This window comes from Methylocystis sp. H62 (assembly GCF_015709515.1).
GTDB lineage: Bacteria > Pseudomonadota > Alphaproteobacteria > Rhizobiales > Beijerinckiaceae > Methylocystis.
Window position 1 is genome coordinate 57,755 of the sequence record NZ_JADNQZ010000058.1, and the last position, 21,564, is coordinate 79,318.

At 63.2% G+C, this 21,564-nt stretch carries 21 protein-coding genes and 1 pseudogene; 17 read left to right on the plus strand and 5 right to left on the minus strand.

What is annotated here, in order from left to right; all coding sequences use genetic code 11:
- Positions 1-233 precede the first annotated feature (233 nt).
- The gene (locus IYY11_RS16970; protein WP_196404943.1) at positions 234-746 is read left to right on the plus strand and encodes an ABC transporter permease; all 513 of its coding nucleotides are present in this window, start codon (positions 234-236) and stop codon (positions 744-746) included.
- Between the two features lie 192 nt (positions 747-938).
- On the opposite strand, the gene IYY11_RS16975 is transcribed toward IYY11_RS16970, so the two are convergent.
- Genes IYY11_RS16975 through IYY11_RS16985 form a run of 3 tightly spaced genes read right to left on the minus strand, consistent with a single transcriptional unit; the run spans position 939 to position 4,604 of the window.
- Positions 939-1,328, minus strand: a complete 390-nt coding sequence (locus IYY11_RS16975) for a hypothetical protein (RefSeq protein ID WP_196404944.1) — start codon at positions 1,326-1,328, stop codon at positions 939-941.
- A 3-nt stretch (positions 1,329-1,331) separates the two neighbouring features.
- Positions 1,332-3,884 carry a cytochrome c oxidase subunit I gene (gene ctaD, locus IYY11_RS16980; protein ID WP_196404945.1) on the minus strand — a complete coding sequence of 851 codons (2,553 nt, stop codon included), beginning with the start codon at positions 3,882-3,884 and terminating at the stop codon, positions 1,332-1,334.
- A gap of 12 nt (positions 3,885-3,896) precedes the next feature.
- Complete coding sequence (locus IYY11_RS16985) at positions 3,897-4,604, minus strand: cytochrome c oxidase assembly protein (RefSeq protein ID WP_196404946.1); 708 nt, start codon at positions 4,602-4,604, stop codon at positions 3,897-3,899.
- Between the two features lie 134 nt (positions 4,605-4,738).
- Here IYY11_RS16985 and IYY11_RS16990 point away from each other — a divergent pair, with 134 nt between their 5' ends.
- The 3 genes from IYY11_RS16990 to IYY11_RS17000 all read left to right on the plus strand — a co-directional run bounded on the left by IYY11_RS16990 (position 4,739) and on the right by IYY11_RS17000 (position 7,451).
- On the plus strand, positions 4,739-5,215 hold the full coding sequence (locus IYY11_RS16990) for an MgtC/SapB family protein (RefSeq protein ID WP_196404947.1): 477 nt from the start codon (positions 4,739-4,741) through the stop codon (positions 5,213-5,215).
- Positions 5,216-5,348: 133 nt separating this feature from the next.
- The gene (locus IYY11_RS16995; RefSeq protein ID WP_196404948.1) at positions 5,349-6,326 is read left to right on the plus strand and encodes a mechanosensitive ion channel family protein; all 978 of its coding nucleotides are present in this window, start codon (positions 5,349-5,351) and stop codon (positions 6,324-6,326) included.
- Positions 6,327-6,374: 48 nt separating this feature from the next.
- Positions 6,375-7,451: an AI-2E family transporter gene (locus IYY11_RS17000; protein WP_196404949.1), complete on the plus strand. Its 1,077-nt coding sequence runs from the start codon at positions 6,375-6,377 to the stop codon at positions 7,449-7,451.
- A 49-nt stretch (positions 7,452-7,500) separates the two neighbouring features.
- Here IYY11_RS17000 and IYY11_RS17005 read toward each other — a convergent pair whose 3' ends face one another.
- A complete protein-coding gene (locus tag IYY11_RS17005) occupies positions 7,501-9,093 on the minus strand; it encodes a methyltransferase regulatory domain-containing protein (RefSeq protein WP_196404950.1) in 1,593 nt (530 codons plus the stop codon).
- Positions 9,094-9,552: 459 nt separating this feature from the next.
- On the opposite strand from IYY11_RS17005, the gene IYY11_RS17010 reads away from it, so the two are divergent.
- Together IYY11_RS17010 and IYY11_RS17015 are read left to right on the plus strand one after the other, a co-directional pair.
- Positions 9,553-12,237, plus strand: coding sequence for a beta strand repeat-containing protein (locus IYY11_RS17010; protein ID WP_196404951.1), 2,685 nt, complete (start codon positions 9,553-9,555; stop codon positions 12,235-12,237).
- 2 nt (positions 12,238-12,239) lie between these two features.
- Positions 12,240-12,815, plus strand: coding sequence for a hypothetical protein (locus IYY11_RS17015; protein ID WP_196404952.1), 576 nt, complete (start codon positions 12,240-12,242; stop codon positions 12,813-12,815).
- Between the two features lie 65 nt (positions 12,816-12,880).
- On the opposite strand, the gene IYY11_RS17020 is transcribed toward IYY11_RS17015, so the two are convergent.
- The gene (locus IYY11_RS17020; protein WP_196404953.1) at positions 12,881-13,138 is read right to left on the minus strand and encodes a GCG_CRPN prefix-to-repeats domain-containing protein; all 258 of its coding nucleotides are present in this window, start codon (positions 13,136-13,138) and stop codon (positions 12,881-12,883) included.
- 208 nt (positions 13,139-13,346) lie between these two features.
- Here IYY11_RS17020 and IYY11_RS17025 point away from each other — a divergent pair.
- The 11 genes and pseudogenes from IYY11_RS17025 to IYY11_RS17075 all read left to right on the plus strand — a co-directional run.
- Positions 13,347-14,171 (plus strand): annotated as a pseudogene (locus IYY11_RS17025) (YifB family Mg chelatase-like AAA ATPase); the annotation flags it as partial.
- 146 nt (positions 14,172-14,317) lie between these two features.
- Entirely contained in the window at positions 14,318-15,535 is a 1,218-nt protein-coding gene (locus tag IYY11_RS17030) for a tyrosine-type recombinase/integrase (protein WP_196404954.1), read from the plus strand.
- A 71-nt stretch (positions 15,536-15,606) separates the two neighbouring features.
- Complete coding sequence (locus IYY11_RS17035; protein WP_196404955.1) at positions 15,607-16,026, plus strand: hypothetical protein; 420 nt, start codon at positions 15,607-15,609, stop codon at positions 16,024-16,026.
- Positions 16,023-16,190 carry a hypothetical protein gene (locus tag IYY11_RS17040; protein WP_196404956.1) on the plus strand — a complete coding sequence of 56 codons (168 nt, stop codon included), beginning with the start codon at positions 16,023-16,025 and terminating at the stop codon, positions 16,188-16,190. The genes IYY11_RS17035 and IYY11_RS17040 overlap by 4 nt, the downstream gene beginning before the upstream one ends.
- Before the next feature lie 74 nt (positions 16,191-16,264).
- Positions 16,265-16,906: a hypothetical protein gene (locus IYY11_RS17045; protein ID WP_196404957.1), complete on the plus strand. Its 642-nt coding sequence runs from the start codon at positions 16,265-16,267 to the stop codon at positions 16,904-16,906.
- Positions 16,907-16,988: 82 nt separating this feature from the next.
- Positions 16,989-17,240 carry a helix-turn-helix domain-containing protein gene (locus IYY11_RS17050; RefSeq protein ID WP_196404958.1) on the plus strand — a complete coding sequence of 84 codons (252 nt, stop codon included), beginning with the start codon at positions 16,989-16,991 and terminating at the stop codon, positions 17,238-17,240.
- A gap of 46 nt (positions 17,241-17,286) precedes the next feature.
- Positions 17,287-17,478 carry a hypothetical protein gene (locus IYY11_RS17055; protein ID WP_196404959.1) on the plus strand — a complete coding sequence of 64 codons (192 nt, stop codon included), beginning with the start codon at positions 17,287-17,289 and terminating at the stop codon, positions 17,476-17,478.
- Positions 17,475-17,768, plus strand: a complete 294-nt coding sequence (locus tag IYY11_RS17060; protein WP_196404960.1) for a hypothetical protein — start codon at positions 17,475-17,477, stop codon at positions 17,766-17,768. Before IYY11_RS17055 ends, IYY11_RS17060 begins: the two co-directional genes overlap by 4 nt.
- A complete protein-coding gene (locus tag IYY11_RS17065) occupies positions 17,765-18,991 on the plus strand; it encodes an AAA family ATPase (protein ID WP_196404961.1) in 1,227 nt (408 codons plus the stop codon). The genes IYY11_RS17060 and IYY11_RS17065 overlap by 4 nt, the downstream gene beginning before the upstream one ends.
- Positions 18,992-19,908: 917 nt before the next feature.
- Positions 19,909-21,234 carry a phage major capsid protein gene (locus IYY11_RS17070; protein ID WP_196404962.1) on the plus strand — a complete coding sequence of 442 codons (1,326 nt, stop codon included), beginning with the start codon at positions 19,909-19,911 and terminating at the stop codon, positions 21,232-21,234.
- Between the two features lie 94 nt (positions 21,235-21,328).
- Positions 21,329-21,556 carry a hypothetical protein gene (locus tag IYY11_RS17075; RefSeq protein WP_196404963.1) on the plus strand — a complete coding sequence of 76 codons (228 nt, stop codon included), beginning with the start codon at positions 21,329-21,331 and terminating at the stop codon, positions 21,554-21,556.
- The last annotated feature ends 8 nt before the right edge of the window (positions 21,557-21,564 follow it).

Genomic DNA, 21,564 nt, shown 5'->3' on the forward strand with positions numbered 1-21,564 from the left:
ATATTGAGCGCTTACACAGAATTTGTGTGAACAAGGCACGTTTTCAGTCGCATCGGCGCTCTTAGTGGCTTAAGCATTGGCCCCTGGAGGCCGATCTGTCCTAGAAAACGCTTACCCCGCTGGTTATGGTTAAAACTTGACTTAATGGTCGAGATTTGGCCGGATTCTTGCCTATAATAGGAATCTGATAGACGGCTGGCCCAACCCAGCTCGTGCGATGGCGGGAGGCGCAAATGGATTCGCTGGATCTGGATCAGGTGATGGACGAAATCATCCCGAGAGGGGACAACAGGCCGCCGGCCCCGAACTTTCCTGTCCGTCAGCGGCCGCGCGCTACTGACGACGCTACTGCGGCGCTAGACCTCGTGTCGCAGGCCGCCGCGGCGATCAAGGAGCTTGAAAAGCAGTCCGCTCAGGCGGTGGCGCGCGCGCATAGCGCCGCCAATGCCGTGAGAGAAAAGCTGGAGCGCGCTGAAGATCGCGGCGATCGCGCCGAGGCCGCGCTGCGCAAATCGGAGTCGGAAGCCGCCGAACTCTCCGCGGCCCTCATCCAGACGCGAAAAGATCTCGAGGGGGTGCAGTCGCAGCTCGCGGCGCGGCAGGCCGAACTTGCGGCGATGGAGCAGCGGGCGGTCGCGGCCGAAAAGCGCGCCAGTGAGGCCGACGCCTCGGTTCAAAGGATCGTCGACGCGATTCGGACGCAGCTGCCGGTCAAAGTCGCCGAACAAGCGAAACCTGCGGCCTAGAGTCCAGAACTTGGACGCCGCAGGGTCGCGAGCGGCATAGGCTGTCCGGCTCGGCCTGAGAATTTGGTGCGCGCGCAAACCGCGCGTGATGCTCCGCGCCTTTGGCGCAACCGCCAGCGCGTCAGCGCGGGCATGCTCAGGCGCAGCGCCCGCGGCGCCGTCCTCCCGTAATTTTTATGATCTCGCGCGACGTCATCGCAGCGTCAGGCAGGGGGCGATAAAGACAGCGGAAAGGCTCGACCACAACACGCCGGCGCTCGACAGCAAGATCAGCAGCAACGTCGCATACATTTGAAATTCCGCTGACGCGGCCGAGTCGCCGCCGCTCTCGACCACATAGCGACGCCAACGGCGCGCCGCGCGCCCGAGGAAAACCAGAAGCGCCAGGGCTGCGCCGCCCGCCAAAATCACACTTACCCGTATGATCTGCGGCTCGCTGGACCAGCCGAGCACGCACATCAGCGTGTGCCCGCCATAGACAAAAAGGAAATGCAGGCCCCAGACGATGGGACCGGCGAGTAGAAAGGCGATAATCGTCGTCAGAGACCAGCGAGGATGCTCAGCCTTGCTTGCGCGCGACATCGTCTACTCCAGCATTCGTGGAAAGCCATAAATCAGCAGAAATCCGAGGAGCCCTTGCGCGGCTGTGTAGTAAGCCAGCAGCGCCGCGCTTTCGAATGATACGCGTCTCAGCGCATCGAGTTTCCCCGTGAAGAGACGCGCCAAGGCGAATCCGGTCATCACCGCGACAGTCGCCACGAGCTGACCTGTCAAGACGATCTCCAAATAGACCATGGCGCCGTAGGAGTTTTCCCCGGGCCGCAGGCCGGATCGCCATTGCGCATAGCCCTCTATCCCGACGCCGGCGATGAGGCACAAGGCGCCGGCGATCATCAGAAGCGCTGCTGCAAGGCCGATCGAACCGGGCTTTGGAAGCGCATGGTCCGCCATCCAGAACGCAAGAATGCTGAGAAGCATCAGCGATGCGCCGCTCGCCGCCCAGCGCAGGTCCGGAAGCGGCGAAGAGCCCGCGATGGGCCAAACCCCCGGGCTAACGGTCCAAAGATAGAGGTAGGAGAAGACGAAGGCGATGTAGAGCGAGCCGGCGACGAGGATCAGCACGATCATCGCCCACCAGGCATGCGACGAAGGTCCGGACATATAGGTGGGCAGACTGATCCCGCCGCCGATTTCGACGCGTCCGCGCGGCGGCGGGTCGAGCTGCCAGCACCAGACGAGCGTGGCGAAGATGGCCACTGCGCCGCAGACAAGCGCGATCACAATGGCCTTCACCGTCAGCAACAGAAAGAAAGCGGCTGTAAAGACCGCGGAGAACATATGCGCCCAGCCGGGCCCCGGCATTTCAAGGAGATATTCCGGTCGGCCCTCAATGGGCGAGGTGACGATCGTCTCGCGACGTCCGGTTGCGGCGTTCGGCAGGTAATAGGCCCCCGCCGCGACGTCCTTCGCGAGATTGGGCTGATCCCATAGAGGGTAGCGACTCGTCACGATCGGAACGCTGCGCATCGAATAGAGATCGCTCGGCAGCCACTCCAGCGTTCCGGCGTTCCATGGATTGGTCTGCGTTCTCTGCGTCTCCCAATCGCGTCGGAAACGCACAAAAAGATCGACGACGAACACCAGCACGCCGAGCGCGAGAATGAAGGCGCCGATCGTCGATATCATATTGAGCGTGTCCCAGCCCATGGCGCTTGGATAGGTCCAAACCCGTCGCGGCATGCCGAGGAGACCAGAGATGTGCATGGGGAAAAAGGCGACGTTGAAGCCCACGAACATCAGCCAGAACACGTAGCGCCCAAGGCGTTCCGAAAGCCGGTTCCGGCTGATCATCGGATCCCAGTAGTAGAAGGTCGCAAAGAGCGGAAACACCATGCCGCCGACGAGGACGTAATGGAAATGCGCGACGACGAAATAGCTGTCATGCGCCTGGAGATCGAACGGAACGACCGCCACCATGACGCCCGTCAGACCTCCGACCGCGAAGATGAAAAGAAATCCGAGGATGAACAGCGACGGCGTGGTGAGTCTGAATCGATCGCGCGCCGAGGCGATGGTCGCGATCCATGAGAAGACCTGAATGCCGGAAGGCACGGCGACCGCCATGCTCGCGGCCGAGAAGAAGCCGAGGCTCAGCGCCGGAATGCCGGTGCTGAACATGTGATGCACCCACAGGCCGAAGCTGAAGAAGCCCGTGGCGATCAGCGCGACGACAATGAGCCGGTAACCGACGAGCGGCCGTTGCGCCATTGTCGGCACGATCATCGAGACGAGACCGGCCGCCGGGAGAAAGATGATGTAGACCTCCGGGTGCCCGAAGAACCAGAAGAGGTGCTGCCACAGCAGCGGATCGCCGCCCTGCGCCGCCGTGAAGAACGGCCAGCCGAAGGACCGCTCGATCTCGAGCATCATGGTCGCGAGGATCACGGCGGGGAAGGCGAAGACGATCATCGCCGCAAAGACCAGCATCGACCAGCCAAAGAGCGGCATCTTGTCGAGCGTCATCCCCGGCGGCCGCGTGCGCAGCATCCCGACGATGATTTCGATGGCGCCCGCGATCGCGGATATTTCGATGAAGCCGATGCCGAGCAGCCAGAAATCGGCGTTATCTCCAGGCGAAAATTTCGTCAGCGTCAGCGGCGGATACATGAACCAGCCGCCGCTCGGCGAAAGGCCGTAGAAGATCGTCGAGAAGAACACGAGGCCGCCGATGACATAGGCCCAGACGGCGAAGGCGCTGAGCCTTGGAAAGGGCAGGTCGCGCGCGGCCAGCATCTGCGGCAGCAGGATGACGCTCAGCGCCTCCATCGCTGGCACGGCGAAAAGGAACATCATCGTCGTGCCATGCACGGTAAAGATCTGGTTGTAGAGATCCTGTCCGATGAAACGATTGTCGCCGTGCGAAAGTTGGACGCGCATGATCAGCGCCAGCACGCCGGCGAGCAGAAAGAACAGAAAGGCCGCGCCGATATAGATGACGCCAACGAGACTGTTGTTGATCTCGCTGATTTTTCGCCACCCTGGCGGATAGGCCCAGACGCGCTCAAGCTCTTCAAGTTCGCCTGGCGGCCGCGGCGTTTCGTTTGGTAGGCGCTTCGGGTCGCTTTGGCGTTCAGGCATCGAGGCGGCGCTCTAGGCGCCGTGCGGACGATCGGACCGCGCGCGCAAGCGATCGTCCTCCAAAGCAAGCAGCCACTGGGAAGCGATCCAAACGCCGGAGAGGACATAGCTTGCAGGGCAGGCCGCCAGCATCAGCAAACCGGCAAGGCGCTGATCCGCCAACATTGTCTCTGTGGTCGCTCCCCAACTCGCAGCGCTTGTGTCGAGAACCCGCGGCGCGAACACGAGAAGCACGCCGAGAAGGCAGGCAAGCTTGCCGGTGATCGCCAGAGCGGCGACGCCGCGCCAGCGCGCGACGCCCGTATCGCCGAGAATCGCCAGCCAGAACAGCAGAGCGGCCGCCAGCAGAGACGCGTGCATCAGGAGATGCGCGGTTGGATGTCGCTCGACATAGGCCGACGCCCCCGGCGCATGCCACGCATAGAGCAGGGCAAGCTGCGCTGCGGTGACGACCGCCAAGGCGCGACCGGTCGCGAGGACCGGCGCCGATGTGAAACCCATCCCCAGCACAGCCAGAAAAGGCGCGAGCGCGCTCATCAGCAAAATATGCGTCGCCATGTGCGACGCCCGAGGCCCGAGGCCCGGACCCGCGTAAGCGACAAGCGCAACCGCGCAGACGACAACCCCCGCGACGACGATCTTCGACCGCGGCTCCCATGCGGATTGGGCGGGGAGCGCGCCGTCCGCCGTCGATGCAATCGCCAATTTCGCTCTGCTCATCGCTTCATTGGTGCGAGTTGCGAATAGGGGACCATATTGGCCAGCGCGCCGGTCAATCCAGAGCTTGCTGCGGCTATTGAAACGTCTGCCTCGTCGCCTACTGTGTGTAACTTGGGGCAGCCAGCGGCGTAGACGTGGACAAATTTCAGATACTTCCCCATCTCGCGGCGCTTGCCGCCGCCTATGCGCTCGCATTGCCGATCGGCTGGGATCGGGAGCGACAGGAGCGCAGCGCAGGGCTCCGCACATTTCCGCTCGTCGCTCTCGCCTCCTGCGGATTTGTCCAGGCGGCTGAGCAGTACATGGCGAATTCGCCTGACGCCATGGCGAGAATCATCCAAGGCATCATCACCGGAATTGGTTTCATCGGCGGCGGCGCCATTCTCAAGCAGGGCTCCATGGTCAAGGGAACGGCGACAGCGGCGAGCCTGTGGGCCACAGGCGCTGTGGGCTCCGCGGTCGGTCTCGGCAGCTACGACGTTGCGGTTGTGATCGCGGCTTTCACTTTTGTGACGCTCAGAGTGGTCACGCCGCTCGAGAACAGCGTGCTGCTCGACGATGATTCGCGCGCGAACAAAGATTCCCGCGTGAACAAAGATCCGAGCTCATAGAATTTACAGCCGCGTCGCGGTTTCGCTCACGCAGAAGCGCAGGCGCGATGGCGGCTGGGGAACCGCGTCGGCGGCGCCGAGGAACATCGAGGACGTCTCGGGGTTCTATCGCCTGACGAAACGGGACTGAACAATGGAGTTTCAGTTGGACGCAGCCTGGGAGCGGCTTCAGAACATTTGGCAGGGGTTCGTCGCAATTCTGCCGAACCTTGCGTTCGGACTCTTGGTCTATTTCATCGTTTACCTGTTCGCCCTGGGCGTCGGACGCGGCGTCGCAAGGGTCGCGACCCGTTCGGGACAGCCTCGCCACATCGTCAAGATTTTCTCCAGGCTGGGGCGCGGCGCCGTTAACCTGATCGGCGCCATCATCGCCCTGTCCGTCGTGCTTCCTTCGCTCGACGCCGCTTCCGTGTTTGGCGCCCTCGGCATTGGCAGCGTGGCCGTCGGCTTCGCGGCGAAGGACATATTCCAGAATATGCTCGCCGGCATACTCTTGCTGGTGACGCGGCCATTCCATATCGGCGATCAGATCGTCAGCGGCCCGCATGAGGGAACCGTCGAGGACATTCAAATCCGCGCGACTCTGCTGCGCACCTATGACAGTCGCCGCGTCGTGATTCCGAACAGCGAGCTTTATACCAATCGAGTCGTGGTCAATACCGCCTATGAGGCGCGGCGCATTCATCTCATGATCACGATCGGCGTGAGCGACGAAGTCGACAAGGCGGGCGCAGTCATCCTTTCCAGTATCGCGAAAGTCGACCGCGTGCTGCACGAGCCGAAACCTGTCGTGCTGTTCCAAGGCCTTGGCGATTTCGGCGTCAATCTGGAGGTCCGCTACTGGATCCAGCCGACGATCATGCGCGAGGTCGTCGAATCGACCGACGAAGTCTATCGCGCCATTGCGCCGGCGTTGACGGCGGCCGGCGTCGACATGCCGTTCCCGACCTATCAAATCCTCTTCCACGATCAGACTGAGGAAACAGACGGGGAACGCGGGCGTCAGCGCGAAGGCTGGCCGCCTCCCAACGAGGCTCCGGCGTCCCGCAAGCAGAGACGCGAGCAGGCGGCGACGCCGACTGGAGCCGGCCAATTGTTTCACGGCAGCTAGGCGATCCTCTGCTGCCGCTTTGCTTTGCATGAACCTGTGGAGAGCGGAATGGATCACTCGCAGCAAACGCAACAGGTCACGCAGACGAGACTGCTCGCGATCATCGCCTTCTTGCTCGTCGCCTTTGCGTTGAGACAAACCTACGCCGTGACGATGCCGCTCGCGGCGGCCTTTGTGGTGATCGCCGCTGTCTGGCCGGTCAAACCATGGCTGCAGCGCTATGTGCCGGAGACGTTCAGCAACATCGGCACGATTTTGGCGCTGCTCGCCGTGCTGGCTTCTTTCGCCGGCGCCATTTCCTTTTCCGTCGCTCAGATCGGGCAGGCTTTTGGCGAAAATTCTGAAAAGCTGCAGCAACTCTACGAAAGGATCTCCGCTTGGGTGCAGGGCTGGGGCGGCTCGATCGGCGGAGTCGGCGGCTACGGTCGGATGATCGACTTCGCACAACAGGCGCTCACGAGCGTTTACAATGTCATTGCCTATATCGGCGTCATTGGCGTGCTCGTCGCCTTCGGTCTTCCTGAAGTTACGTTGCTGCGCAAGAAAATCGGACAGCAACTCGGCGGGCGTGAAAGACGCGAACTCGTCGACGCCGTCGACTCGACCGCCGTGAAGATCCGCCAGTATCTCTGGGTGGCCACCCTGACCAGCACGATCACCGGCGTGGCGACTCTGGTCTGGTCGCTGATTCTCGGCCTGGATCTGGCGATGGTCTGGGCGCTGCTGAATTTCCTGCTCAATTACGTTCCGGTGATCGGCAATATCATCGGCATTCTGCCGCCGACGCTTTATGCGTTCATGCAATACGATGGCTGGACGATGCCGACGATCGCCTTCCTGGGCTTTACGGCGATTCAGATCGTGATCAGCAATGTCATCACCCCTATGCTTGAGGGCCAGCGATTGTCGCTGACGCCGCTGGCGATTATTGTTTCACTCCTTGTCTGGACCTGGGTATGGGGAATCGCCGGCGCCTTTATCGCCGTTCCGCTGACCTCGGCGCTGATCATCCTCTGTCAGCATTTTCCAAGCGTCCGGTGGATTGCGACGCTGCTCTCGAATGAACAGGCGGAAGGCGCCGCTTCGCCCGAGGAAACCGGAGTGGTCGCCCGCCGCCCCGCCTGATGGCGCAGTCGAGGCGCGGCTGATCCGCCCTCGACCTTGGAGGCGGTCCTCAGGCGACGAGGCAGGCGTTGCTCTGAAGGTGGCCGAGCACGCGATCGACATGCTCGGCGGCGCAGACGGCGATATCCGCCGGCTCCTCCACTGTCTGGCCGGCCCGCTGGAATGTCACGCGCCCCGCGTCCGCCGCGGCGATTGTCGCGGCGATCAGGCCGTCGCGGTCGTTGCTGCCGTCGAGCAGCGGCGTCACCACCTGGGCGACGATATCGAGCCGAATCGGCTCGTGACGCAGATTGGCCGAGTGCAACACGCCGGCGGCCGCGTCGGCGCGCAGCATGGGGCAGGCCATCGGCTTCGCCGAGAGGGATCGCGCGATCCGCACGGGCTCCGTGGAAGGGGTTAAGAGTCCGACAAGCGCCATGCGCAGAAGCGCGTCGGCGAGCTTGGTTCGCATCGCCCCGTCGACCGATGCGCCGCGCACTTCCATGGCCGCGACGATCTCATCGATTGAACTCGAGTCAGGCAGCCTCGCGACAAGCGCTTCGATGGCCTTGCGCACGTCGGCCTCGGGAGTGGAGAACCAGGAGCCAGCCGTATCGGCAAAGATGGCCTTTCCGTCTTGTTCTCGAGAAAAGCCGAAATCCGGCCGGGCGAGGAAATGCAGACCCTCAAGCGCTTCCGGCATCAGCTTGCGCACACATTTGCCTTCCCGCTCCTTGTGAATAAGCAGGGTCTGGCGGAAGGTACGGCCCGTAAAAATGTCCATGTGCTGCTCGAGGGAGACCTGATTCTCGCCGGCGAGCGCGCGCAGTAAGGGCGCTGCGGCCGGATTCATGTTCTCGGGCATCATGGTGGAGAGGCCCGCCTCGCCTAGATAGGCGAGTCCGCGTCCTCCCGCGCTCGTCATGAATTCCGAGAAACTGCAGGGCTCATTGCAGTCTTCGAGGAATTCATGACCAATGTAAGAGTCGTCGGTCGTCCTCAGATGGGCGGCTTCGGCTCGGAAAATCCGGCCCCACGTCGTATCCTCCAGCGTATTCTGTTCTAGAAAGGACAGCATTTCTCTGGCGCGGGCCACGCGCTCGCTTAGCGAGCCATGCGGGCCGACGTGCAGCGCGAGGGCGTCGCGCAGCGTCTGCCGCAGCCGCCATCCGGGCTGTACATTGTAGCTGATGAAGGCGACTCCGTTCGGCGTGAGATTCTCGCGCGCGATTCGGAGAATCGCGTCGCGTACCTGCTCCGGCACCCAGCTGTAGACGCCGTGACAGATAATATAGTCGAAGCCGCCGTCCTTGGAGCGAAGGTCGGTCAGGCTCTGGCGGCGCAGATTGATGTTGGAGAGTCCAAGGGCGGCGACTCGCTGCTGGCCCTCGTCGATCTGCCGCTGCGATAGGTCGACGCCGAGAAAATAAGCGTCGGGGTGACGGGCCGCGAGTGGAATGAGATTGCCGCCGGCCGCGCAGCCGAGTTCCAAAACCCGAGCGCGCGAAAGGTCGGCCGCCTGCAGTTTGAAGATGCGGGCGATTGCGCCGAGCCGCGCCGGATGCGTCTGCGGAAAAGGATGCGAGACGTAAGGAAGATCGTCGTAAGAAGCGGCGTTGCGCGCAATGGCGGCCTGCACGGCCGTGCCGAAGTGAGTCGTCATAAGCAAGATTCCAGAGCCTAAAGGAGTTTCATTCTCCACTTGGCCCGGCGAATTTGCAATGTCGCGAGATTCGCGTCGCGCTCGTCGGTCGAGAATCGGTTGTTAACCGCCTTCAAACGCAAGAGTCGCTCGTTAACGATATTCAAAGAAGGCAAGCCGCCCGTCAGGAGTCGACCTACGTAGTTCTACGACGCCACATTCATGGTGCGGCGGGTTGAGCCGTTCACTTCAATGATTTGCGATTAGCTGGCAAGTTCGTTGCGCTTTTCTGCGCGCCTCCCGCACTGTCTCCAATTTATCACAGCTGGCCGAAATGTGGTCAAAGCGAGCGCCAAACAGGGCGTTCTTCGTTGACTGTGCATGGCTGGATAAATTTTATTCATCGGGACCACTTCTCCGCGGCTCGGCAAAAATCGCGGTTCGGTGCTCTTCGCAGTCCAAGGAAATGGGAACTGACCTATGACCAATCTGTCTCAGAAACTCATCAAGCCCCAAAATGGTTCCATCACACTTCGTCGCGCCCTCATGGGCGGCTCCGCCGCCGTGGCGATGGGCGTCGCCTTCGCTCCGACCTCTGCAAGCGCCGCGACTTGCTTAAGCCCGAGCTTGGCTTTTCCGTTCGTTAGCACGTTCGGCGCGGACGACGGCACCGTCTTCGGCACCTCTCCCAACCAACTGGCCTGCGGCCCCTTCGCCAAGGCCACGGCCTTCGGAACCACTGCGGTAGGTGCTGGGCCTGCTGCTGGCAAAGGTCCGACGGCGACCGGTCTGTTCGCGACTGCAATCGGCTCCGGCGGCTTGATCGACAAGGGTCCACAGGCGACCGGCCAAGGCTCGATTGCAATCGGCAGCGTGCAGGACCCGGCCGGCACCTTCGCTCCCGTGGCGTCTGGCCAGGGTTCGATCGCCATTGGCACTCTCACGAAAGCCACGGCCAAGGACGCGACCGCCATCGGCGCCTCCAGCACGCCTGGCCTTGCCGGCGCGGAGGCCACTGGTGTCGCCTCGACGGCGCTTGGCGGCTCTGACGGCACGACGCGCGGCGCACTGGCGTCGGGCCTTCGTTCGATCGCTGTCGGCACGGGCGCCGCGGCGACGGGCACCGACACGATCGCGATCGGCACGAAAGCGACGGCGACCGACTCGGTGGCGATTGGCGCCGGCGCGACCGCTTCGGGCGGCGGCACGGCGGTGGGCGACGCCACCACGGCGACCGGCGCGCAACCGTCTTCAGCTTTCGGCAAGGGCGCTACGGCGACCGGCTCATGGGGAACCGCCACCGGCGCATTCTCCACGGCGTCCGGCACCGGCTCGCTCGCGGTGGGCTCTGGTCCGTTTGCCGGCCAAGGCCCCGCGGCGACTGGCCTGTTCTCGACGGCGATCGGCACGGGCGGCTTCATCGACAAGGGCCCGCAGGCGACCGGCGAAGGTTCGGTGGCCATCGGCAGCGTGCAAAACCCTGCCGGCACTAAAGCGGCGATTTCTTCTGGTAAGGGCTCCATCGCGGTCGGCACGTTGACCGAAGCGGCAGGCGACTCCTCGACGGCGCTCGGCTCCTCCTTCACGCCCGGTCTCGCCGGCGCGACGGCCACGGGGCTGGCTTCTACGGCGCTCGGCGGTTCTGACGGCGTTCTTGCCGGCGCTTTGGCTTCTGGCCCGCGCAGCATCGCCATCGGCGTCGGCTCCGCTTCGACCGGCACCGACACCATCGCGATCGGCACGGGCGCTCTGGCGACCGACTCGGTTGCGATCGGCGCCGGCGCCACGGCTTCGCAGGGCGGCACGGCTGTGGGCGACAAGTCCACTGCGACCGGCGCCTCCTCTGCCGCTTATGGTAAGGGCGCGACGGCGACCGATACGGCATCAACCGCAGTGGGCGGCTTCTCGACGGCTACGGCCTTCGGTGGCACCGCTATCGGCGGCGGTCCGTCGGCTGGCCAGGCGGCTGCGGCGACCGGGCTGTTCTCTACGGCGATCGGCGCCGGCGGCTTGATTGACAAGGGCGCTCAGGCGACCGGCGAGGCCTCTATCGCCATCGGCGGCGTGCTGAACCCGGCTGGTTCGCCAGGCGCGGTTGCTTCCGGCAAGGCGGCGACTTCGATCGGCTCGCAGACGACGGCTTCCGCCGCCGGCTCGACGGCGATCGGCGGCAGCGCGACCGGCAAGACCGCGGGCGCAGTTGCGACCGCCAAGTCGGCGACGGCTCTCGGGGGCACCAGCTTCGGTGGACCGGGCGCCAGCGCGACGGGCGTGAGCTCGGTGGCCATCGGCGGCGACTCGCTGCTTGGCACCGCCGGAGCGGCGGCGTCCGGCCTCGGCTCGGTGGCGCTCGGCACGGGCACCGTGTCCAGCGGCGTCGGCTCCGCGGCTGTCGGCGCTGCGGCGACTGCGACGGCCCTGGGATCCGCGGCCTTCGGTCCGGGCGCTACAGCTTCTGGCATCGGCTCGACGGCTTCGGGCGCCTTGGCGACGGCGAGCGGCGACGCAGGAACGGCGACAGGCACGCTTTCGACCGCCAGCGGAGCTGGATCGACGGCGACGGGCTCCGGCTCTACGGCCTCCGGCGCGCTCTCGACTGCAACCGGCACTCTGGCTTCCGCGACCGGGGCCGCCTCCACGGCGGTCGGCGCTGGCTCCTCGGCTGCATTCTTCGGCTCGACGGCGATCGGCGCCGGCGCAGTCGCCAGCGCTCCGGGCCAGATCGTGCTCGGGACGGCGGCCAATACCTACCAAGCGCCGGGCATCACGTCTGCCGCGAGCTTGGCCTCGCAGGTTGGCGTGACCAAGTTCACCACCACGGATGCCCAGGGTCATCTCGCGACTTCCGCCTTCGGTCCGCAGGACATCGCCGGTCTCCAGGCCGGCGTTCTGGGCCTGTCGCAGAGCGTGTATGACCTCGGAAGATCGGTGCAACGCGGTTACGAGGGCTCGGCGGTCGCCGTCGCGCTCGGCGGCGCCAGCTACCTGCCGGACCACAAATGGTTCTCGGTCACCGGCAACTTCGGCACCTTCCGTGGCCAGTACGGCCTCGCCGCTCAGGCGCAGCTGCGCGTGAACGACTGGATGGTGGTCAATGCCGGCGTCGGCGCGGGCCTGAAATACGGCGGCGTCGCCGGTCGTGCGGGCGTGACCCTGGCCTGGTGATCATGATCGTGAAGATCAAGCACATAATGCTCGCGGCCCTTGTGGCCGCGAGTTTTTTTCCGACGATGGCTTCGGCGCAATCGCCTAAGCCGAGCCCAGCCAGGCCTGCGCAGGCGCCCAAGCCCGCCGATATCGACAAGAACGGGGTCTTGATCTTAATCCGTTCGACACTGCTCGCGCTCGATCAGGCCAACAAGACCGGCAACTATACGGTTCTGCGCGATCTTGGCGCGCCGGCGTTCCAAGGCAATACGGCGGCGCGCCTCGCCGAGATCTTTGCCTCTCAGAGAAAGGACAATCTCGATCTCTCTGGCGTGGCCGTGCTCGAGCCGCAGCTCAGCCTCCTGCCGCAAATCGAGAGCGGAATGATGCACATGGCGGGGTTCTTCCCGTCGGTGCCGACGCAGATCCGGTTCGAACTGCTCTATGCGCCGGTCCAGGGCCAGTGGAAGCTGTTCGGCCTCTCGGTTTCGCTGGGATCTTCGGCGCCGGTGGCGCCGAGCGACGCGCCAGCCCCGAGCGCCGCGGCGCAGCCAAAAGGCGGGACGGGACTTCGCCCCGCCGGGCAAAAGCCCTGACGGCGTTTTGAAAAGGACGCTGGCGAAGCGCCGGGACGGTTCGCCGCCCCGGCTCTTCGCTGAACTTAGTTCGGCCAGCAGCGGCGGCCGTAGGGACCGAGATGGAAGCCGGGCGGGCAGGCGCGACCGACGCCGTATCCACCCCACTGTCCGCCCCAGCGGCAGCCGCCATGGGGACCGCGATGGCCGTAGGGCCCGCAACCGCCATAAACTTGCACGATCGGCGCGCCCGCCGTCTGACTTGGCGCGAGCGGCATGGCGGCGTAGGCCGGCGCGGCCATAGCGGCCGCGAAAACCAGCGCGAGACCCGTCCTCAATTTCATCTCCAATCTCCTCCTTAAACCGGATTAACGCGCGGCTGGCGCGCCGCGCCTTCAGAATATCTTCGCGTGAACCGAAACTTGGCAATTGCAATCTGCGATTTAGGTAGTGCTGGCGCGGCGATGTTCATATAATGTTCTTGCGCTGAATTCGCGCGGCAGTTAAGCTGTCGACGATCATTTCCGCACAAGAATTTCTCGGGAGCGCGCGATGGCGGTGAGGGTGGCGACGGTCGCGTTCGAAGGCGTCGAGGCCCGTCCCGTCGACGTCCAAGTGCAGATTTCGAGCGGCGCGGTCGTCTTCAACGTCGTCGGCCTCGCCGATAAGGCCGTCGCCGAGTCGCGCGAGCGGGTGCGGGCGGCGCTGATCGCGTCCGGACTGGCGCTGACGGCGAAAAGAATCACCGTCAATCTCGCCCCCGCCGACATGCCCAAAGAGGGAAGCCATTATGACGTGCCGATCGCGCTTGGCGTGATGGCCGCTATTGGAGCCATTCCCTCCGATGCGCTCGAAGGATTCGTCGTGCTTGGCGAACTTGCGCTCGACGGAACGCTGACGCCGACGGCGGGCGTCCTGCCGGCGGCGGTGGCCGCCAACGCGCGGGGCTTGGGACTGATCTGTCCGAGCGAATGCGGGCCGGAAGCGGCCTGGGCATCGAGCGATATGGAGGTGATCGCGCCGCGCTCGCTCATCCAGCTCGTCAATCACATCAAGGGCGCGCAGGTGCTCGCCCGGCCTGAGCCGGCGGTGCGCAGGCTCGCCGCCGATCAACCCGACCTTTCCGACATCAAGGGACAGGAGAGCGCCAAGCGCGCGCTCGAAATCGCCGCCGCCGGGGGCCACAACCTTCTGATGAGCGGCCCTCCGGGCGCGGGAAAATCGATGCTCGCGGCGCGGCTGCCGTCGATCCTGCCGCCGCTGACGCCGCGGGAATTGCTCGAAGTCTCCATGGTTCATTCGGTGGCGGGGCAGATTGCGGGAGGCGAACTGACCGACCGGCGGCCCTTTCGCGCGCCCCACCATTCCGCCTCACTCATGTTCGCGTAAGATCGCCGGCATTCAAACATATCTATCAAAAACAGTAGCTTAATATCTATATCCGTCCGCCGCTGTTCATAGGCGATTGCCATAAGCCGCGTTTTCAAGTAACACTTGCTTGAACACCGATCTGAGGCGGACGCATGACGCGACGGCTGCACAAGCTCACAACTCGAAAGGTCGAGACGGCGAAACCGGGCCGCTATGGCGACGGCGGCGGGCTCTATCTTGTCGTCTCGCCGAGCGGGGCGAAGAAATGGGTTTTTAGGTTCTCTTGGCGCGGGCGTCCTACTCATGCGGGGCTCGGACCTGTGATCGCCGTTTCGCTTGCCCGGGCTCGCGAGAAAGCGGCGGATGCGCGCGCCATGGTCGCCGATGGCGTCAACCCGATCGAGTCGAAGCGCGAAGGGCGCCGTCTTGCGGCGAAGACGAAGACCTTTGGCGAAGTCGCCGACGATGTGATCAAGACCAAGGCGGCGCGGTGGCGCAACGCCAAGCATCAGGCGCAGTGGCGCACCACCTTGGCGACTTACGCGGCTCCGCTGCGATCAAAGCCCGTCGATCAGATCGACACGGCGGCCGTTCTCGCCGTGCTCACGCCGATCTGGAACGAAAAGCCTGAAACCGCGTCGCGCGTTCGCGGTCGAATTGAAGCGGTCCTAGACTTCGCCGGCGCGCATGGCATGCGATCCGGAGACAATCCGGCGCGCTGGCACGGCCCTCTATCGATCATGCTCGGCGAGCAGAGGCGGTCGCGCGGCCATTTCGACGCTATGCCTTACTCTGACGTGCCGGCGTTCATGGAGCGGCTGCGCAAGACGGACAGCGTGACCGCTCTGGCGCTGGAATTCATCGTTCTGACGGCGGCGCGCGCCGGCGAGGCGCTGGGCGCCACCTGGTCTGAGGTGGATTTTGACGCGAAGGTCTGGATCGTTCCGGCCGGCCGCATGAAAGCCGAGCGCGAGCATCGCACTCCCTTATCCGATCGGGCGCTTGCGATCCTGCAAAAGCTCCACACAGCCCGCACAAACGAATTTGTCTTCCCCGGCCGCGACCGCGGCAAGCATGCATCGCCGTCCGCCGTGGGCGCGCTTTTGCGCCGCATGGAAGCCGGCGAGGCGACTGTTCACGGCTTCCGATCTTCGTTTCGCGACTGGACGGGCGACGTGACCCATTTCTCGCGCGAGGTCGCGGAGGCGGCGCTTGCGCATGCCGTGGGCGACAAGGCCGAACAGGCTTACAGGCGCTCCGACGCGCTGGAGAAGCGCCGGGCGCTTATGGCCGCATGGGCCAGCTACATCGAACAGGACAAGGGCGGGAACGTCGTCCCGCTGCAAAGATCGGGCGGAGGGACCGTCTGATAAAGCGGCCGGGAAGAGATCTCGCGAACCCCACTCCCGGCCTACCACAACGCGAAGAAGGATTTCGCATCATGGCTAAACAGTCTCATACACCATCGCGGCGGGCCATGCTCGCCGGCCTCGCCGCTGCGCCCGCCGTCGGGCTTCCTGCACTCGCTGGCGTCGGCGGGCCTCTGGCGATGGCGGACGCGCCGACTCTGTTGTCCGACGCCCTGGCGCAAGCGATTGAGCTGCACAAGGTCGCTATGGCGGGCCTCGCTGCCGCTCCCGATGACGACGACGCGATCGACCGTCTTAGCGACGTCGAGTTTGATGCGCGTTTGGTCATAGCCGAACTGCCGGTCGCGACTGAGGGGGAGCTTTTGCAGAAGCTGCGCCATCTGTACGACCACGAGCGGGAGGCGTGGGGCGGCAATTGGGACGCTTCTGACAAGTTCGGGTCCGTGTTTGCCGCGCTCGACGTTCACTTCAACGGGGAGTCGCAGCAATGAGCGCGCCCCGCAACCCCAGCGCCGACATGGATCCCGATTATGCATGGGCTGTCGGCGACCATTGGCTGACAGACGGCGACGACGAGCTGGACGTAGATCGGATTCCGGCGCGGCCTCACTGCGGCGGCGGCGCCGAGGCGGAACCCGTTTTTGAAGACGCCTGAGAAGCGCTGCCCGCGGATTTGCGTCGCGGGCAGTCATCGCCTACGTGCGCAGCAACGATCTATGAGGATTCGACATGCCGAAACACGATGACTTGATCATTCCACTGCCGCCTGAATGCATGCGCCGGCCGCAACGAATCGATTTGGCAATTCTCGCGGGCTATATGCTTTGGCCGCACGATCGGGAACGCCGCCGAGAATACATCGACTCGGCGTTTGTAGAGTTCGCGCCTCCCGGCATGTATGCGGAGGTGTTCCCTCTCGCGAAGCGCACGCTTCCTTTTTCGGAAGTTGGCAAGGCTTCACAGCAAATGTTGAAGGGCGTTGAGGCAGGCAACGTTCTTTACAATGCTCTAATGTGCAAAATTTTAGGGCGTGAAGATATTAGCCAAGATCAAATACTTGACGATATAATACCGTCAACGAATATGGCTAACAAGAAAAAGAATTTTCACGCCACAACATGGAAAAACTACTCATGTGTTGCGCATTTTTGGGCCGCCTATATTAACGCAAGGAAAGTAGACGTAAATCGCCTGCAGTTTCCATGCGCTGTCGATTATCTTCCGATGCTTCTGAAGGAAGCCGAGAGCTTTCGCAGGCGTGGCGAACAAGAAAGATGGCGGCAGTCTACGTCGAAAGTCCTGGACGCCACGAAAACGTTCAAACTTCCCGCTGAGCTGGACGTGGTGCCGGAGGCCATCGAGGCTTTTTAGAGTGTTCTAGCCGACGATTAGAACGGACTGCTCGCGCCCATTCTCGCATCCTGGGTTCGTAATAACCCGCGAGGATGCGCAAATGACAGCCACCCAAGAATGCTACGCCGTCGCCATCAATGAGGCGGCGCGCCTGCTCGGCCTCGGCCGAACGTCGATTTACACGCTGCTTAAGCAGGGCGAGCTTGAGACGGTTGTCCTTTGCGGGCGCCGGCTCGTTCTTATGGACAGCATCAAAGCGGCCGTTGAGCGCGCCAAAGCCGAGGGAAGCAAGTCTCTTCGCAAGACTTCGCCCGAGGCGCAGAGCGAAGCGTCTGAAAACCGAGCGGCTTAGCGCTCGTTCATCGCGGAAAGGAAATCCGACACAGAAAGGAAAGAGCATGTCGTCCGACGTGGAAACGCCGACCTCTCGCAAGGTCGGCGCCAACCAAAATTCGAAACATCCTGAGCCCCGCCAACATACGCCGACGATCCGCGAGCTTCAAGCCGCTATTTTAGCCCGTCGCCATCTGCTCCCGCCCAACGTGGCGCAGTTGATCGCCGAGCTGGCCTTTGCGGAGGCGGCACGATGAACGCGCTTGCTCTGCAATCTCGCCCAAAAGCGGCAAATTGGCCGCTTGAAATAAAGTCGCTCGGCCGCACGCCCACGGCGCCGACTGACGCGCAACTCATCGCCTGTGACGCGCTCGTCGAATTCGCGGACGTTCTCGCCCGCGAGGCTACCCAGTTGCGCGACTACGCCGTCGAGGCGGACGTGCCCGCCGTCGAGGCGAAGCTTTGGACGTCAAAGCGCGTGCTGACCGCGGCGATCAAGACGTGGCGCGAAGTTATCCCGCCGCTGAATGGCGGAGGCTCGCAATGAGCACGCCTCCCGGGTTCGAAAATTGGGCGCAGGCGCGACGCGCCGATTGGTTCGCGGAGGCCGCACGCGAATGGCGCGACAATCAGCCGATGACGCCGCCGCGCCCGAATGGCGTCGGCGCCGCCGTGTTAGACGACGCGCCGTTGCCAGAGGAACCGCCCGGGCTCTATGAGCCGCCCGGCGAGCTGATCCATGTTGCGAACGGATGCGCGCCGCAGGCGCATACGAACGACAAATTGTCGCTCGTTTCGGCCGCGGATCTTCTCGGCATGGAATTCGAGGAAATCCGCTATATCGTCCCCGGCTATGTCGTCCCCGGCGCCACCATCCTTGCGGGGCGACCTAAGCTCGGCAAGTCATGGCTCGCGCTCGAATGGGCGTTGGCCGTAGCGACCGGCGGAGCGTGCCTCGGCGGCGTCCAGTGCGAGCAAGGCGACGTGCTCTATATGGCGCTTGAGGACAATCTGCGTCGCTTGCAGAGCCGCGTTGATCGAATTCATCCGGCCGGCGCTCCTGGTCCCGACAATCTCCAGTTCGCCACGGAATGCCCCCGCGCGAGTGAGGGCGGGCTGAAGTTCATCAGGCAATGGATCGACGCTCATCCTGCAGCGCGTCTCATAATCGTCGACATATTGACGATATTCCGTGACGTTCGAAATGGTCGCGACACGCCATATGAGGCTGACTACGCGGCCGTGAAGTGCCTGCAAAGCTTGGCGATGGAATACAGCGTCGCCATCGTCATCGTGCACCACACGCGCAAGGGCGGCGGCGACACTGAGGCGTTCGACAAGGTTAGCGGCACACTCGGGTTATCGGGAGCCGCGGACACAACGCTCGTGCTCGATCGCGACGGCAACGGCTGCACACTCTATGGCCGCGGGCGCGACATTCCTGAAATCGAAACCGCCGTTCAGTTCAGCAAGGACACATGCAAGTGGTCGGTCCTTGGGCTGGCCTCCGAAGTGCGGCGCACAGACGAGCGCACGCAGATCCTCGACGTGCTCAAAGACGCCGACGAGCCAATGAGCCCGACCGATATAGCCGACGCTCTGGGCGTTCCTCGCAATAACATCAAGCAGCTTCTCTTCAAGATGGCGAAGGTCGGAGAGGTGACGAAGTCGCGACAGCGGGGCCGCTACATCCATCCAGACCGCTCCGACCTCGATAACTCAGACGACCCCCATAACCGCGATAACCAGATAACCGAAGATGACGAATGAAAGGACGCAATAACCAGTTCTCTCACGGCACTGGTTATCCGGTTATCGAAGTTATCGGGGTAGAGGGTATGGGCTACAATTGGCGACATTCAGGCGTCCGCCTGGCAAGAAATGGCAAGGTTTCGGCCGTCGAGATTGTATAGAAATGTTAAGGTTCAGGCCCTCGCCCATGGCAGGGAATGGCAGGGAATGGCAGGGTTAAGGCTTCAAGATTGATAGGAAATGACAAGGTCGCCGGCCCGCAAAAATGGCAACTTTTGGCAAGTTTTCGCCGGCGATGTGCAGCTCTGAAACGCTCATGGCGTGATAAAACAATCAAAATAAATCAAAGGCTGCGTGCTGGCATTCACAGCGGCGCGCTGGCGTTCAAACAATCAAAGCAAGTTTGCTAAAATAGCAAAAAATAGCGACGCGCGCCGAACTGACCGCGCTTGAGCGCGATGAGCATGTCGCCGAGTGGATCAGGCTGGCGGATACTGTTTCGCGTCAAGTTGACGCAAAACCACAAGGTGGGCGTCCCGAGGCCGGAGTCCGCAAAGCCGCACGCGATCTTGGCCTATCCGAGCCTGACGCCCGCCGCGCGACGAAGGTCGCCGGGCTGTCAGACGAGGCGAAGCGGGCGGCGCGTTCGCAATGGCGGACTTATCATCCGCCATTGTCCGCCAATAGTCGTCTGTATTCGCTAGCATTCGCTGTTTAGCATAGCCGCAAGTGTTATCTGCGATGTTGCTTTGCCTGCGCTTTTCGGCGATATTGTCGCACGGCCATTTGGAGCGCGCTTGGATAAGCGCACAGGCCGTTCCGGGCCGCGGACGCGATGCCCCTCCAGCCGCTCTTCGTGACGAAGAGCCTCGCCCGCCGAGGAGCTGCGAGACGCAGCGCAACCGGCATGCTGGCGCAAACCCCAAGGTTTCCCAATGTCCATCTTCGAAAGAATTAAGGGCGGTATCCGTCCGATCCAGCTTGAGCAAAAAGCGCTGGAAACGAAATCCGGCTCTATGGTCGAAGTCTCGCGCCAGATGGAAAACATCGGCAGCGCGTTCGAGCAGTTCAAGGAAAAGCACAGCCGCGAGCTGGCCGAGCTGAAAAGGGGCCGCCCCGATCCGCTCACCGCCGAACAGGTCGACCGGATCAACAAGAGCATTTCCGACATCGAACGGACGATGGAACAGGAAATCCTTACGCTGAAGCGCTCGACGGTCCTTTCGCGCATGGCCGATGGTGGCGAATACAAATCCCGCGAGGCGATGGACTATGAGGCCGCCTTCGCGAAATACCTTCGCAAGGGCGGCAACGCCGCAGAGCTTGATTTGGAGCGGATCGGCGAAACCGTTCCCGAGCTGAAGGCGCTTTCGGTCGGCTCCGATCCTGCGGGCGGTTTCACTGTGCTCCCGCAGATCGAACAGACGATGGTTGAATTGAGCCTGCTCATTTCGCCAATTCGCCAGGTCGCGAGCGTGACGCAGATCGGCAACTCGGCGCTTAAAATTCCCGTCAACATGCGCGGCGCAACGGCCGGATGGGTCGGCGAGACGACTACGCGCCCCGAGACGACCGCCTCTTCGTTCAAGGAAATCGAAATCCCCGTGAACGAGATTTACTGCATGCCGGCGGCGACGCAGAGCATGTTGGACGATAGCTTCCTGAACGTTGAGCAGTGGATCGCCAACGAGGCGGCGATGATCTTCGCGCAGATGGAAGGCCAGGCGTTCGTCACCGGAACCGGCATGACGAAGCCGCGAGGTTTCTTGACTGAAACCGTCGTCGCGGATGCGTCCTGGGCGTGGCAGAAGATAGGCTATTACCCGAGCGGCGCATCCGGCGCGTTCGACGCTACGCTGACGTTCAATCCGATCATCGACATCATTTATGGGCTGCGCGGGATTTATCGCGCCAATGCGGTTTGGCTCGCCAATCGCCGCACGATCGCCGCGGCTCGGAAGCTCAAAGACAGCCAGGGGCACTATCTGTGGCAACCCGCCGTCGCCGCTGGACAGCCTGCGACGCTCGGCGGCCACGCGGTCTATGACACAGAGGACATGCCCGACATGGCGGCCGACAGCTACAGCATGTTGTTCGGCGACATGAAGCAGTTCTATCGGATCGTCGATCGCATCGGCATTCGCACACTGCGCGATCCCTATACGAGCAAGCCTTACGTCCTGTTCTACACGACGAAGCGCGTCGGCGGCGCCGTGCATAATTTCGAGGCCGCGAAGCTTCTCAAATTCGCGACGTCGTAAGCGCACGTCGTTGCGAACGGCGGTGCGGCGTTCCGTTGTCGTGCATCGGCGGAACGTCGCGCCGCTTCGCTTTTCTCTAGAGGCGAGGGGCGTCATGCGCAGGCGACAATTCAATCCGGCAAAGGTGCGGGCGATCGTCGAGACGTTCGACGCGATTGCCCGCGTCACTCGCAAGCCGGAAGATAAGGCGTTCGCAGCGGATCTGCGGCGCAAATACATGCCGCGCGTTGTGCGCGCCGAGCGCGAGGCGAGAGAGATGCGCTGCCGGCCGAGTGCTGGCGGCTCATTCGCAGAGCTGGTCGCCGCGATCAGCGCAATGTAACCCTGCAT

Coding starts and splice junctions, on each gene's coding strand:
- IYY11_RS17005 (WP_196404950.1), bottom strand. CDS start 9,093: ATGACGACTCACTTCGGCACGGCCGTGCAGGCCGCCATTGCGCGCAAC.
- IYY11_RS17065 (WP_196404961.1), top strand. CDS start 17,765: ATGAGCACGCCTCCCGGGTTCGAAAATTGGGCGCAGGCGCGACGCGCC.
- IYY11_RS17020 (WP_196404953.1), bottom strand. CDS start 13,138: ATGAAATTGAGGACGGGTCTCGCGCTGGTTTTCGCGGCCGCTATGGCC.
- IYY11_RS17070 (WP_196404962.1), top strand. CDS start 19,909: ATGTCCATCTTCGAAAGAATTAAGGGCGGTATCCGTCCGATCCAGCTT.
- IYY11_RS17030 (WP_196404954.1), top strand. CDS start 14,318: ATGACGCGACGGCTGCACAAGCTCACAACTCGAAAGGTCGAGACGGCG.
- IYY11_RS16975 (WP_196404944.1), bottom strand. CDS start 1,328: ATGTCGCGCGCAAGCAAGGCTGAGCATCCTCGCTGGTCTCTGACGACG.
- IYY11_RS17035 (WP_196404955.1), top strand. CDS start 15,607: ATGGCTAAACAGTCTCATACACCATCGCGGCGGGCCATGCTCGCCGGC.
- IYY11_RS16970 (WP_196404943.1), top strand. CDS start 234: ATGGATTCGCTGGATCTGGATCAGGTGATGGACGAAATCATCCCGAGA.
- IYY11_RS17060 (WP_196404960.1), top strand. CDS start 17,475: ATGAACGCGCTTGCTCTGCAATCTCGCCCAAAAGCGGCAAATTGGCCG.
- IYY11_RS17015 (WP_196404952.1), top strand. CDS start 12,240: ATGATCGTGAAGATCAAGCACATAATGCTCGCGGCCCTTGTGGCCGCG.
- IYY11_RS17075 (WP_196404963.1), top strand. CDS start 21,329: ATGCGCAGGCGACAATTCAATCCGGCAAAGGTGCGGGCGATCGTCGAG.
- IYY11_RS17040 (WP_196404956.1), top strand. CDS start 16,023: ATGAGCGCGCCCCGCAACCCCAGCGCCGACATGGATCCCGATTATGCA.
- IYY11_RS17010 (WP_196404951.1), top strand. CDS start 9,553: ATGACCAATCTGTCTCAGAAACTCATCAAGCCCCAAAATGGTTCCATC.
- IYY11_RS17050 (WP_196404958.1), top strand. CDS start 16,989: ATGACAGCCACCCAAGAATGCTACGCCGTCGCCATCAATGAGGCGGCG.
- IYY11_RS17045 (WP_196404957.1), top strand. CDS start 16,265: ATGCCGAAACACGATGACTTGATCATTCCACTGCCGCCTGAATGCATG.
- IYY11_RS16985 (WP_196404946.1), bottom strand. CDS start 4,604: ATGAGCAGAGCGAAATTGGCGATTGCATCGACGGCGGACGGCGCGCTC.
- IYY11_RS17000 (WP_196404949.1), top strand. CDS start 6,375: ATGGATCACTCGCAGCAAACGCAACAGGTCACGCAGACGAGACTGCTC.
- IYY11_RS17055 (WP_196404959.1), top strand. CDS start 17,287: ATGTCGTCCGACGTGGAAACGCCGACCTCTCGCAAGGTCGGCGCCAAC.
- IYY11_RS16995 (WP_196404948.1), top strand. CDS start 5,349: ATGGAGTTTCAGTTGGACGCAGCCTGGGAGCGGCTTCAGAACATTTGG.
- ctaD (WP_196404945.1), bottom strand. CDS start 3,884: ATGCCTGAACGCCAAAGCGACCCGAAGCGCCTACCAAACGAAACGCCG.